The sequence below is a fragment of the Candidatus Cloacimonadota bacterium genome, from assembly GCA_020532355.1.
Taxonomy (GTDB): Bacteria; Cloacimonadota; Cloacimonadia; order Cloacimonadales; family Cloacimonadaceae; genus UBA5456.
This window is the reverse complement of sequence record JAJBBD010000165.1, coordinates 1-12,729: the sequence shown is the minus strand read 5'-3', so window position 1 is coordinate 12,729 and position 12,729 is coordinate 1. Positions and strand designations below refer to the sequence as shown.

Here is a 12,729-nt window from a genome sequence, read left to right as displayed (position 1 = left end):
TTGATGCACTATCCAGCGTCACCCTTAAAGAATGCAATACGGGAATCGGGATTGTGTAAAGATTCTAGTATATCGGTACAGGGCGACATCTTACAACCCACAATTTCTATTATCTGCAAGCATATAAAAAAAGAGAATCTGGATGCTTTGGCGCAAATAATTCGTAAAGAAATTGCACGGATATGCAAAGACGGATTCGATAAAAAATTGATGGAAGCAATCATCAATTATAAAGAATTCTTCTTGCGCGAAGCACAATTGAATAGATTTCCCAAAGGTTTATTCTATAATCTGTATTGTATTGGATTGTGGAATCATGGTGGAGATCCTTTGAACTTCCTTGCCTTTGAAGGTTATCTTAAGGAATTGCGAAAGGGCTTGAGCGAGCCGCTTTTCGAACAGTTACTACAAAACATTTTCGTGGATAATCCTCATCAAAGCGAAATCCACTTTGAGCCGGTTCCGGGATTGATAGCCAAGCAAGAAGCTGTAACCAGAACCGAACTGGATGCTTATAAGAAAACCTTAAACAAAAAGCAGATTAATGAACTTATAGAACAAAACCTTGAACTTAAAAAGTGGCAAGAATTTCCCGATAGCGAGGAAGACTTAAATAGAATTCCGCTGCTAAGCCTTGACGATGTGGATCCTAAGGCACAGGCTTTGCCCTGTGAAATTGAAAAGAATAAAGACTATACTTTGCTAAAACACCCAGTACACACAAATGGTATAGCATATTTGAAAGTGTATTTCGATCTGGCACATGCCGCTTATGAGGATTTGCCATGGATAAGGCTATACACCCAGCTATTGGGGCAGATTAACAGCAAAAACTACAGCTACGCAGAGCTTTCAAACGAGATCAGCAATCATACTGGAGGAATCAGTTTGCAGCTAGATATTGCCAATAGCTATCAGACCCCAGACGATATTTTGCCCAAGCTGATACTTTCTGGGAAAGCAATTGTCAATAAAACCCCTAAACTAATGGAATTGAGTGCTGAATATGCGTTAAAAGCCGTGCTAGATAATCCATCCCGGCTAAAAAGCCTTATTCAAGAGCTTAAAGCAGCAATGGAAGAGAACGCAATAACGGCAGGAATGACGCACACCATTAACCGGATGTTTGCGCCCTTCTCTCAATATCATGCCCTCAGAGACAAAGTTTATGGCTTAGACTATCTATATTTCCTGACTGAATTGGCAAGAAATATGGATACGGACATAGATAAAATTATTGTTGAGTTGAAATGGGTGCAAGATCATTACTTCAATATTCACAACTCCATAGTTAGTATTACTGCGAATGAAGATTTGATACCTCAAGTAGTTGATCAACTTCCTACATTAATTACTCAGTTTAGCACAGAAGCACGTAATCCAATAAATCAAGAATTTATAACCCGAAATATCAATGAAGGCATTGCCGCTCCCATTAAAATACAATATGTAGTTAAGGGGGGAAACTTTTTCCGTAAGGGCTATTCCTACTCTGGTAAGCTTAGGGTGCTTTCAAATATATTAAGCAACGAATTCCTTTATAAAGAACTGCGTGTAAAAGGTGGAGCTTACGGTGGGGGAGCGAATTTTGGCATGGACGGATATCAGTTCTTCTATTCTTATCGTGATCCCAATTTGAAAGAAAGCCTCCAAACCTATAATGAGGTTCCCGAATATATTCGTAGATTCCAATGCAGTAAACGCGATATGGATAAATATATTTTGGGCGACATCTCAATAATGGATTATCCCAAGACTCCCGAAGGAATTGGTGCTCAATCGGACCGAGACTTTATTACTGGGTTTACTCAAGAAGATAGACAACAAATACGTGATGAAGTACTTTCCACAACTTTGCAGGATTTGAGACAGTATGCCGATATGGTGCAAGCTATTATGGATAAAAACCATTATGCAGTTATGGGAAATGAAGCTAAGATTAAAGAATCGGCAGATATTTTCGATATCATTACGCCCATTTATAAGAAGTGAAGCAAAAAGATAAAAAACGCAGTATCAAGTATACCGGCAGGCTAAGAAACATCAATTTGTCGGAGCTTGAGGTTTTAGACGATTTCCGCCAGCAAAGTGAGTATAAAACGGCTCGAACCGCAGCAAAACGTGCGAAACACTTCAAACGTGGAGTGAAGCTGAAACTTGGCAGAATAGTAGAGGTGATGAGTAACTATCAGTGCAAGATACTCATGGGCAATCTGCAGATTACTGCCTCAGTGAGTGGGCGGTTGAAGCAATTTAAAAATCAAAGCAGCGGCATTCTTGCGGTGGGCGATTATGTGGAAGTGGATATCGCTCAGGAACCGGATTACCGGGTAGAGAACATCCTATCGCGCAAGAATAGCTTGATGCGCTATACGGGTGGCAGCTATCAAAAGGAAATCGTATTGGCGGCAAATATCGATCAATTGGTTATTACTACTTCTTGGCGCATGCCAAACTTCAAACCAGGATTGGTGGATCGTTACCTGATCTTAGCCGCAAAGCATAAACTGCGCCCCGTTCTTGTGGTTAACAAGATCGACCTCTGCGAAGATTTGGTCGAGCTTGAAGATGAGGTGGAATACTATAGGGAATCTGGGGTTAAAGTGATCTTGAGTTCTGTTTTAAGCGGAGCTGGAATTGAGGAACTGAAAAGCGAACTGAAGGATATGGATACCGTGTTTTCGGGGCATTCAGGAGCAGGGAAAAGTTCTTTGATCAATGCTCTGGAGCCAGGCTTGGAACTGATGACAGCTGAGGTGAGCGATTTTAACGAAAAAGGTAAACACACCACTACTCAGGCTGTTATGCTGCCATTTAGTTTTGGAGGAAATTTGGTGGATACACCTGGAATAAAAACTCTAACGCTTCATCAAAATGATGCTCCGCTAATTCCAAAGCTATTTCCTGGATTTGATCGCTTTTACCCCTATTGCCGCTTTAGAGATTGTAAACATATTCAAGAGGAAGGATGTGCAGTTTTAAATGCATTAGAGAACGGGAATCTGGATCCTATGCGTTATGAATCCTATAGATGGATAATGGAAAATATATGAAGAACTTTGCAGTATACATAAATCCCGGATTTGCTGATCAGTCCAGTATTTTTAAGCTATTATACAGATTAAAGGAAGAAAACAGCTCATTAGCTCACTCTGGGAATGATCTACACTTTTTTGGCGATAGTTCTCAACAAGATATTCTGCAGGATCCAGTGCAAGTGGTAGATTTTGATGGAAAGAAGAAGGTAACGGCAATCGACTGTATATTGGTGTTTGGAGGAGATGGAACCATTCTAAAAGCAAAGGAGATTGCGCTAAAAACCGGAGCACCGATTTTGGGAATCAATCTGGGTTACTTAGGTTTCCTTTCGGAAAGCACGTTGCCGGAAATAAGCTCATCCATCAGAGATTTGGTGGAGGGGCGCTATAAGATTCTCTCCCGCATGCTGATAAACTGTAGCCTCAAGCGCAAAGACAGAATCATTCTGCAAGAGGATGCGCTAAACGATGCAGTAGTGTATAAAGGAGAAAATCCCGGTCTGATCAATGCCCGCATCTTTGCCAGTGGTCGCTATGTGTTTGATGCGCGCTGTGATGGAGTAGTTGTATGTACCCCCACAGGCTCTACGGCATATTCGCTTTCAGCTGGAGGTCCTATTCTAGCTCCTCAGATGAAAGCAATGGTGCTAAGCCCATTGAATCCACATCTTTTAACCATTCGTCCCATGGTGTTTCCCGCCGAAGAAAAACTGAGCTTAAAAATCTATAAGCTATCTCAATCTGCATCTTTACAAATTGATGGCAGCAACGTGTGCCCGATTAACGAGAAAGATGAGATTCATATAAGCGCCTCAAACCGGGAAGTACATTTCATTAAGCTTTCCAAGCGGACATTTTACCGCATTCTGCGCAATAAAATGCATCTCGGAAAATAATGCTGAACGAAATCTACATCAAGAACTATCTGCTAGTACCTGAGTTGCGCCTGTCTTTTAAACCGGGATTGACTGTGATTACTGGAGAAACTGGAGCAGGTAAATCTATCTTGGTAGGCTCGTTTGGGATTATTTTTGGGGATAGTCCGGCAGGGCTTGAAGCTTGGGATATCGCAAGTGCTATTTATCTTGAAGCTACTTTTTCCATTTCACAGAATCACGAATTGAGGGAATATCTAAAAAGCATAAATGCAGATATCGACGATGATCTAGTATTGGCTCGTGAAATATCTCCTGCCGGAAAATCTGCGTATTACATTGGGGGAAGAAGAGTTGCGGCAGCAGTGATGAAATCTCTCAAGCCAATGCTAATGGACTTTCATCATCAAAGAGATCAGCAAAATATTCTTATGCCTAGTTACCAATTGGAGTTGCTAGACCGTTATGCTGGAGCATGGCAAAAACGAGAAGATTTTCGTAATGAATACAGAGAATTGAAGCGAATTAGAGCTGAGCTAAATGAGATGATCCATAAGCAAGACGAGAAAAAACACTTGATGGAGCTCTATCGTTACCAATTTGCAGAATTGGAAACCGCTGCCATCAAATCAGGTGAAGACACTGCTTTGCAAAGAGAGTATGATTTGCTCTCAAATTCGCGAGATATTCTCGAATTGAGCATGGGCATCAATCAGGAAATCTTTGAAAGTGAGGACAGCATATTCGATAAACTACGATATTTCCTGAATAAATTAGAGCAATACAAGGGCTTGAATAACGCTGTCGACAATGCCATAACCTCATTGAAAGAGGCTATGGAAGCATTAAACTCCAGTTCCACAGAACTTAGCGAAATCTTGGATAGCATCGGCCCCGATCCTGCTCGAATATCTGCAATTGAAGAAAGATTAAACCAAATCAACTTACTTTTACACAAACATAAAGTTAAAACTGTTGATAACTTGATACAACTTTTTGAGCAGAGAGAACAAGAGATTCTAGCTGCCGATAACTTCGAAAAAGCCATTGACGAAATGCATAAACAACTGGAAGGTAAATACTTGAATCTAGCCAGGAAAGCAGAGGAATTGAGTGACATCAGATGTATTGCTGCAAAAAAGCTTAGCAAAGAACTTCAAGAAAGTATTCGAAACTTGGCAATGAAGGAGGCAAGACTCGAGATAAGGATTGACAAAAAATTAACATCTGATTTCGATAATTCAAATACTTTTTTTGCTTTTGGAGAAACCGGTCACGATTCTGTTGAATTCTTGTTCTCAGCAAATGCCGGAACAAAGCTGAAAAGCCTTGCCGCTGTTGCCAGTGGAGGCGAAATGAGCCGGATACTTTTAGGCATAAAAAAGCTACTGGTTAGTAAAGAAAGTTTAAGACTGCTAATCCTTGATGAGATAGATGCTGGCATTGGAGGCAAAACTGCCGATAATGTTGCAAAGTGTATAGCCGATATTTCAAGCTCCAATCCAGTGCTTTGCATTACGCATCTTGCCCAGATCGCGGTTTTAGCAGATACTCACATTGCCGTAACTAAGATTGCGGATGCAAAGACAAAAGTAGAATTGCGTATACTTAGCGATGATGAGAGGATTAAAGAAGTAGCAAGAATGCTCTCGGGAAACTGTTCGCAGACTGCGCTAAAACATGCAGAAGAGCTTATACTAAGACATAATTAAGAGGAAAGAAGTGGACAAAAAAACAAAAAGCAGAGTTAGAGGAACAGCTATTTTTATCGTGTTCTTAGCCCTTGCCGCAACCATAGTGCAATACCAGAATCAGGGCACAAAAAAACCCTCGTTTAATTTCAAACCCAGTGCCAATGAGTATCGGGATCTCAGATTTATTAATAAAGCACAGGTAACGTTCAGTGCAGAAAACATAAGTAAGGCACAGGAAGGCATCAACAAGATCATCAACGAAAGAGCCAAACAGCGTATCCGCAAACAAAATGAAGGTAGTTTTGGTGCGTATCTTTTTACCATTCCTCAGCAGGAATTGGGGAACGTTGTAGCTGAACTAAAAAACTATGGATATATTAGCACGCAAACGGAGCAAATCGACACTTCTTTGGTGAATCTGGATTACGATACCGAAAGTGCGCGTCTGGCAAGCTACGAAAATGAACTAGCAGATCTAGATAAGATACGCTATCCATCTGACCAGCAAAATCGACGCAAAGAAACCCTGCATGGCTTGATCCACCAATCCCGCAACAATATTGATAAATTGCGTGAAGGAGAAAACGTGTTGCTGTATCTCACGCTCAGCCCTCGCCAAAAAACCAATAATTGGCTTGATACCACAAAGAATCTCTCTCTGATGTATCTGTTTTGGCTTGGCATTTTTGCGGTAGGAATGGTCTTGGTATACTTTGGTACCAAGCTTTTGATGTATTTCCTTTCCGCACTTGGAATCCGTGGTCTTAGTGCAGGCGGGTTAGGTGGCAGCTACAATTATGGAGGCTCCGGCAGCTACTCAAATTATGCCCGTTATTCATCCAGATATGGATACGGGAATAACAAGCGTAAAGTTAAGCGTATTTATAAAGACAAAAGCGCTCAATCCTCAAAGGAGGATGACGAACACGACAACTAAATTTGGCAGGAGTTAATTATGGAACTATTGGCCTGGCACATTTGGATGATCCTTGGGATTATCTTTGTAATAATTGAGATTTTCGATCCGGCATTTTTCTTTGTCTCATTGGGTATTGGCGCAATAGTTACTGGACTTTTGGCTCTTATTCCTTTTATGCAGAACAATATACTCATGCAGATTTTATGCTTTGCCATATTTAGCTTTATTGCTTTTCTGTTTATGCGTAAGATTGGCAAAAAAGTATTGGTACATTCCGGAGAAGAAACCAATGTATTTGCTCTTAAGGGGAAGGTTGCACATATCACTATAGCCATTCCCATCGATGGTAAAGGCTATGTAAAAGTAGGGAGTGAGGAGTGGGTTGCCGTTTCTGAGGATAATATTCCTATTGATGTTGGAGAAAAAGTAATCGTTACTGGCATTGACGGCAATAAGTTGATCGTAAAAAAAGACAATTGATTTTACAAACTCGCCCGATTCTTATGATCGGGCACAGTTTTATATAGGAGTTATGTGTATGAGTAAATTATATCTATTTGTCTTATATCTTTTTGTGTCCCTTGCTGTAGTCTCTTGTGGTTCCAAAGAAAAGCCAGTACTCCGCATTGGGATGAATGTGGAATTTCCCCCGTTTTCATCTATCGTAGATAGTGCCTATGTAGGGGTTGATGTTGATCTTAGCCACAAGATTGCACAGAAATTGGAAATGCCTTATGAGATAATCAATATGGAGTTTAACACTCTCATTCAAGCCCTCAAATCCGATAAAATCGATATTATCATATCTGCCATGTCGATAACAGATTTACGCTCTCGACAAGTTGAGTTTACTCAACCATATTATCTGGCTCATTTAGTGCTGATTGCAGGGGAAAAGAGTCCCCAAATGCCCGTAGATGAAAAAGATATCGGTAAGTATAAAATTGGTGTACTACATGGTAGCACTGCTCATGAATACTTGTTTAGAGGTTTTGTAGATAAAGACATCCTGCCCTCCAACAACCTTGTACTGTATGCCCAAAATACCGAAGCTATCGAAGCTCTCATAGCAGGCGAAATTGATTTTGTAGTAAATGACAGTAGCGCCGCTAAGGGATTTGGGCAAACATATCCCGTTAGAATTGGGCTTCAATTAAACACCAAAGAAGAGTATGCCATTGCCATGCCTCGTGATGGAAAATACAACGAAAAAATAAATAATGCCTTGCAGGATATTATAGATAGCGGAGAGTTGAATTCGATATTAGCCACTCACATTGCTGAATGATTCATTAAGCAAATAAAAAAAGACAGCAAAGTCAAATAGGCTCTGCTGTCTTAAATATCTCTAACTTATTTAGATGTTTTATTCGCTGAGGGGTTCTACGCTTACAAATTTCTTTCCAGCCTTTTTGGTTACGAATTTTACGTGACCATCTACAAGACTGAATATTGTGAAATCTCTACCAATGCCTACATTGGCTCCGGGATGAATCTTGGTGCCTTTCTGGCGCACAATGATATTGCCGGCGGTTACAAATTCCATAGCGTGTTTCTTTACACCACGATATTTGGGATTGCTATCACGACCGTTACGGCTGCTTCCAACACCTTTTTTATGTGCCATATATCTAACCTTCCTTAAGCCCGAATATCGGTAACTTTAATTTCGGTGAATTGCTCACGGTAACCTTTTTTAACACGATAGCCTTTGCGGCGTTTGTGATGATAAATTACCTTCTTCTTACCTTTACCGTGTTCGATAACTTCTGCTACGATCGCGGCGCCTTCGACTACGGGAGTGCCCACTATTACTTCGTCATCTTTACGAAGCAACAATACACGGTCGAACTCAATGCTCTGGCCAGGCTCTGCCGTATTCAGCAAGGGAACGCGAAGTACTGCGTTTTTTTCAGCCCTAAACTGAAATCCTTTAATATCTACGATGGCGTACATCATATCTCCTTATATTTTATCTATGGAAAAACAATACTTTTTGAGGCTGGATATCTGTCAAGTAAAAGCAGATTTTACCTGTTTACAAACTCATAAACAATAGTGCTAACTACCTATAGTAAATCAGCTTCCTCTTCAGCAATTATTCTGAAAGAATTCACACCGATTTTTTCCACTAACTTTAGCTCTATACAATGCCTTGTCTGCTTCCTCTACTATAGCGTTACCACCTTCTCCACCACTATGATAGGAGAGTCCGATACTAACCGTAAAGCCAATCTTTATATCTTTTACCGGAATCTGAACATTTTCTACGGTTTGTCGAATACGCTCAATTACTATCAATGCACCTTGACAGGTTGTTTCCGTAAAGATGAACAGGAATTCCTCACCTCCCCATCGACCCACAAAGTCTGTTGTGCGGATTTCTTTGCGGAGGATTTTTGCCATCTCCATTAAAGCCAAATCTCCCACTTCATGCCCATAAGAATCATTAATCCTTTTAAAATTATCAAGATCTGCCATGGCAACGGCAAAGCCGCGTTTATTACGAATAGAACGCTGAAGCTCATTTTCCAAAATCTCGTTTAGTACGCGCCGATTATATAATTGTGTAAGCGGGTCTATGCGTGCCAATTTGCTGAGATCTTCCATAGCACGTTGCAATTCTGTATTGGCGTTAATTAATTGATTATTAAGCTGTTGTAGGTTTTCTTCGGCTTTCACCTGACGATCTATATCTACAAAAATCCCTACTAAACCAACAATCTGGTGTTCATTATTAGTTATTGGTGAAACATGCAAATCTGCCCAGAAATATAAACCATCTTTGCGCATGTATCTCCTGTTTAAACGAATTCCCGGCATTTCTCCGGTTATTAGTCGATACATATTAGTGGTGCTGGAATCTATGTCTTCGGGAGGTGTAACATCGTTAACGCACATCTTTTTGGCTTCTTCGGAAGTGTATCCTAATAGCTTACACCAAGCGTTGTTTACTGCAAGATATCTCCCGTTCATATCGGTTATTCCAATTGCTACTACCGTAGAATCAAAAATTTTGCTATAAAGGTCTTCAATTTTCCACTTAATCACAATACCTCCACAAGAAAAAAGGGGGGATTCGCATACTTGGGCAAAACCCCCTTTATATCTGTTAATCTAATATCTGGATACAGCGTTTATTCATTACTCAGATTCTGGTGTGTAAACACGCTGTGCTAATTCACGATCGATCATCATGATGCCATGACCTTGCTCGCCAACCATTTTTAGCATATTCACGATTCTATCTACGGATGCTTCCTCTTCAACTTGTTCGTCTATATACCATTGTAAAAAGCTACGGGTAGCGTGATCGTTTTCTTTGATGGCAAGGTCCATTAGGTCATTTATGCTTTTGGAAATAAAGCGCTCATGGTCAAGTGCCATCTTAAATGCCTTCAAGGGGTTATCAAACTCTATTGTAGGCTCGGCAATAGCTTTTAGTTTTACTTTTGCTCCACGTTCCAGCAGATAGTTGAAGAATTTCATCGCATGAAAACGCTCTTCTTTCCCTTGAGCGTCCATCCAATTTGCCATTCCATCAAGGTTTTGATCTGCAAACCATGCTTGCATCGAAATATAAAGGTATTCGGAAAAAAGCTCCCGATTTATTTGTTCATTTATGGCAGCAGCCATTTTTTTGCTAATCATTGTTCCTCCAATTTAGCTTTTATATTCTGTTCAAGAGTAATTTTGATTGCCTCCAAATCTTCTTTGGAAGGTATGTATTGATGTTTGATGGGATCCAGCATATCAAATCCGCATTCTTTTGCATCCCCCAAGAGTTGATGTAAGATGGGAATACTCTGACCACCCCAACCGTAGGAACCAAAGGCAAGACCAATCCTATCTTTAGGTGAAAGACCCTTTAAATAATATAAAAAAGCAGCGACAGTGGGTAGAATGGATGAGTTTAGTGTTGGAGAGCCTACGGCAATAAATTTAGCGTCGATGATATCGGTCATGATATCCGAAATATGATTGTGTTGCAGAGATAGTAGTTTTGCCCTAATGCCAAGGTTTTCAAAACTTTCATGAATAGCCTCTGCCATCATCTGGGTAGATTTCCACATACTATCGTATATTACTAAAGCACGATGCTTATCGGAAACGTTGTAAGCCCAATCTTTATAACCGGCTAATATATCTCCAATATTCTCCTCCGTCCAGATAACTCCATGACTGGGACAAATCATATTTATGGCAAGCGGAGCGGCAAGATCAAGTACTTTCTGCACTTGTTTGGAATAGGGTAACACGATATTGGCATAATACTTTTTGGCTTCTTCCATCACAATCCCGATGGGAAGATCGGCGGCTAAACGTTCAGACGATGCGATATGTTGACCAAAGGCATCATTCGAAAATAGTATTTCTTCCTCTGGGCAATATGTAACTTGATTATCTGGCCAATGCACCATAGGGGTAGTAATAAAACTTAAACTGCGTTTACCTATGCTGACGCTATCTCCAGTCTTAATTTCTTCAAAATTCCAATTCTGCTTATAATGTAACTTCAAGCCCTTTATGCCATTGGCATTTGTGTATATTTTAGCATTGGGTATCAATTTCTGCAACATCGGCAAACCACTAGAATGATCCATCTCCACATGATTTTGGATTACTACATCTATCTTTGCGGGATCAATTACGTCTTTGATGCGGGCAATCATTTCATCATAAAGATAGTATTTCACATTGTCGATAAGCGTAACTTTATCATCTACAATTAAATAAGCATTGTAAGTAGAGCCCCGTTGGGTAAGATATCCATGGAAGTTTCTCAAATCCCAGTCTATACCGCCTACCCAATAAATCCCTTTGCGCAGTTTCACCGCTTTCATGTATATCTCCTATATAATATGTAATATTATTGGTACCTTACTCTATATTCCAATTCTAAGGCACCCTACTTAAATAATAGCGAAATTCCCGTAAAATCAAATAGAAAAGTTTGCAAATGATCTCCTAACCCTAATTAATTGAATGGATATTATTCCTCATCTTGTTTAGTTGGTAAATTATAAATATCTTGACCAAATCAAATTTGTATTATATCCTGTATCATCACTTTAAAAAAGGAAAATTGTAATGGCAAGCAAAAAGGAAACTATGGAGTATGTTTTAGATCAGCTTCAGGCTTTGGATGGCGTATTTGCCCGCAAAATGTTTGGAGAATATAGCATCTACTACAAGGACAAGGTTGTTGCTTTGCTGTGCGATGATCAGCTCTTTGTAAAAGTAACAAAGATGGGAGAGCAATTCATCCAAGAACCCGAATACGCACCTCCATATCCTGGCGCAAAAAACCTATTGCTTATTGCTGAAGAGGATTGGGAAGATGCAGATTGGCTTTGTGAATTGATCCGAATTACCGAACCGGAAGTAAAGCCACCCAAAAAGAAAAAACCAAAATCCAAAGCTTAATTCACTTTTCACTCTCAAGGCTTTAAGCCACACATACCCATAGATCAAGCTGACATTCTCCCGCAGCCACAGGACTATCTTTGCGTGAACCCTTGCTAATGTATACTTAATGTAATGAGTTTGCAATCTCGAATAAAGCAGAATCAGCAAAGTACTTATGGGTTTTTCTTGATCTTTGCAGAATCTGGACAAAGAGAGTTTTGTAAGCTGGGTTTATTTTTGGCACAAAGGGCAATAAAAACTGGAGCGTCCTCCCAAGCGGATATTATGCATCTTGTGCCCCTTAGGGCATGTTGGTTTTTGATATGCTTGCAAAAAGTTCTGAAATTCACCGCTTTTATCGTCTATGCGCCGATAATCTGAAATACTGGTTCCACCCACTTGCAAGGCTTCTTGTAGAACAGCTTTTCCGTGCTTGACTATCAGTTTTGCCTCTTTTGGGCTGATGGACTTTCCCTGTCGCTGAGGTTGCACTTTTGCCCGATACAAAAGCTCGCACACGTAGATATTACCTAAGCCGGCTACCAAGCTTTGATCTAAAAGCAAATTTTTTATGGGTGCATTACGCCCCGCAAGAACCTTTTGCAGATAGTTGGTGTTAAAATCCGTAGATAGAGGTTCCGGTCCCAATATTGGCATGAACTTACTCAAGATTACGCTTTTTAGAAGGCTAATCTTGCCAAACGTACGAGGATCGATAAAGCGAATTGCATCATTTCCCATTAGCAATATCCGGGCACGTTCATGTTTATGGGGCTCCAATGCGGAGGGGTCGT

General features: G+C 40.3%; 14 protein-coding genes. 8 read left to right on the top strand and 6 right to left on the bottom strand.

Annotation, left to right across the window (positions count from 1 at the left end):
- The 7 genes from LHW48_06080 to LHW48_06050 form a co-directional block, all read left to right on the top strand.
- On the top strand, positions 1–1,992 hold a 1,992-nt coding region (locus LHW48_06080), incomplete at its 5' end, for a peptidase M16 (GenBank protein ID MCB5260028.1).
- A complete protein-coding gene (rsgA, locus tag LHW48_06075; protein MCB5260027.1) occupies positions 1,989–3,053 on the top strand; it encodes a ribosome small subunit-dependent GTPase A in 1,065 nt (354 codons plus the stop codon). The genes LHW48_06080 and rsgA, both read left to right, overlap by 4 nt.
- Positions 3,050–3,934, top strand: coding sequence for an NAD(+)/NADH kinase (locus tag LHW48_06070; GenBank protein MCB5260026.1), 885 nt, complete (start codon positions 3,050–3,052; stop codon positions 3,932–3,934). The genes rsgA and LHW48_06070 overlap by 4 nt, the downstream gene beginning before the upstream one ends.
- Entirely contained in the window at positions 3,934–5,625 is a 1,692-nt protein-coding gene (gene recN / locus LHW48_06065) for a DNA repair protein RecN (protein ID MCB5260025.1), read from the top strand. Before LHW48_06070 ends, recN begins: the two co-directional genes overlap by 1 nt.
- A gap of 10 nt (positions 5,626–5,635) precedes the next feature.
- The gene (locus LHW48_06060; GenBank protein MCB5260024.1) at positions 5,636–6,544 is read left to right on the top strand and encodes a hypothetical protein; all 909 of its coding nucleotides are present in this window, start codon (positions 5,636–5,638) and stop codon (positions 6,542–6,544) included.
- Positions 6,545–6,562: 18 nt separating this feature from the next.
- Positions 6,563–7,006, top strand: coding sequence for an NfeD family protein (locus LHW48_06055; protein ID MCB5260023.1), 444 nt, complete (start codon positions 6,563–6,565; stop codon positions 7,004–7,006).
- Between the two features lie 58 nt (positions 7,007–7,064).
- Positions 7,065–7,814, top strand: coding sequence for an ABC transporter substrate-binding protein (locus tag LHW48_06050; protein MCB5260022.1), 750 nt, complete (start codon positions 7,065–7,067; stop codon positions 7,812–7,814).
- 78 nt (positions 7,815–7,892) lie between these two features.
- On the opposite strand, the gene rpmA is transcribed toward LHW48_06050, so the two are convergent.
- The 5 genes from rpmA to LHW48_06025 all read right to left on the bottom strand — a co-directional run bounded on the left by rpmA (position 7,893) and on the right by LHW48_06025 (position 11,370).
- Positions 7,893–8,153 (bottom strand): 50S ribosomal protein L27, encoded by a 261-nt coding sequence (rpmA, locus tag LHW48_06045; GenBank protein MCB5260021.1) that lies wholly within the window; start codon positions 8,151–8,153, stop codon positions 7,893–7,895.
- Between the two features lie 14 nt (positions 8,154–8,167).
- Positions 8,168–8,485 (bottom strand): 50S ribosomal protein L21, encoded by a 318-nt coding sequence (gene rplU / locus LHW48_06040; protein ID MCB5260020.1) that lies wholly within the window; start codon positions 8,483–8,485, stop codon positions 8,168–8,170.
- 132 nt (positions 8,486–8,617) lie between these two features.
- Positions 8,618–9,577 (bottom strand): diguanylate cyclase, encoded by a 960-nt coding sequence (locus tag LHW48_06035; protein MCB5260019.1) that lies wholly within the window; start codon positions 9,575–9,577, stop codon positions 8,618–8,620.
- 93 nt (positions 9,578–9,670) lie between these two features.
- Positions 9,671–10,177 carry a ferritin gene (locus LHW48_06030; protein MCB5260018.1) on the bottom strand — a complete coding sequence of 169 codons (507 nt, stop codon included), beginning with the start codon at positions 10,175–10,177 and terminating at the stop codon, positions 9,671–9,673.
- Positions 10,174–11,370 (bottom strand): FprA family A-type flavoprotein, encoded by a 1,197-nt coding sequence (locus tag LHW48_06025; protein MCB5260017.1) that lies wholly within the window; start codon positions 11,368–11,370, stop codon positions 10,174–10,176. Before LHW48_06025 ends, LHW48_06030 begins: the two co-directional genes overlap by 4 nt.
- Positions 11,371–11,617: 247 nt before the next feature.
- On the opposite strand from LHW48_06025, the gene LHW48_06020 reads away from it, so the two are divergent.
- Positions 11,618–11,953, top strand: coding sequence for a TfoX/Sxy family protein (locus tag LHW48_06020; protein MCB5260016.1), 336 nt, complete (start codon positions 11,618–11,620; stop codon positions 11,951–11,953).
- A 213-nt stretch (positions 11,954–12,166) separates the two neighbouring features.
- On the opposite strand, the gene LHW48_06015 is transcribed toward LHW48_06020, so the two are convergent.
- The coding region (locus tag LHW48_06015) for a bifunctional DNA-formamidopyrimidine glycosylase/DNA-(apurinic or apyrimidinic site) lyase (GenBank protein MCB5260015.1) at positions 12,167–12,729 on the bottom strand (563 nt) is incomplete at its 5' end.

Coding starts and splice junctions, on each gene's coding strand:
- rpmA (MCB5260021.1), bottom strand. CDS start 8,153: ATGGCACATAAAAAAGGTGTTGGAAGCAGCCGTAACGGTCGTGATAGC.
- LHW48_06070 (MCB5260026.1), top strand. CDS start 3,050: ATGAAGAACTTTGCAGTATACATAAATCCCGGATTTGCTGATCAGTCC.
- LHW48_06020 (MCB5260016.1), top strand. CDS start 11,618: ATGGCAAGCAAAAAGGAAACTATGGAGTATGTTTTAGATCAGCTTCAG.
- LHW48_06050 (MCB5260022.1), top strand. CDS start 7,065: ATGAGTAAATTATATCTATTTGTCTTATATCTTTTTGTGTCCCTTGCT.
- LHW48_06025 (MCB5260017.1), bottom strand. CDS start 11,370: ATGAAAGCGGTGAAACTGCGCAAAGGGATTTATTGGGTAGGCGGTATA.
- recN (MCB5260025.1), top strand. CDS start 3,934: ATGCTGAACGAAATCTACATCAAGAACTATCTGCTAGTACCTGAGTTG.
- rplU (MCB5260020.1), bottom strand. CDS start 8,485: ATGATGTACGCCATCGTAGATATTAAAGGATTTCAGTTTAGGGCTGAA.
- LHW48_06030 (MCB5260018.1), bottom strand. CDS start 10,177: ATGATTAGCAAAAAAATGGCTGCTGCCATAAATGAACAAATAAATCGG.
- LHW48_06055 (MCB5260023.1), top strand. CDS start 6,563: ATGGAACTATTGGCCTGGCACATTTGGATGATCCTTGGGATTATCTTT.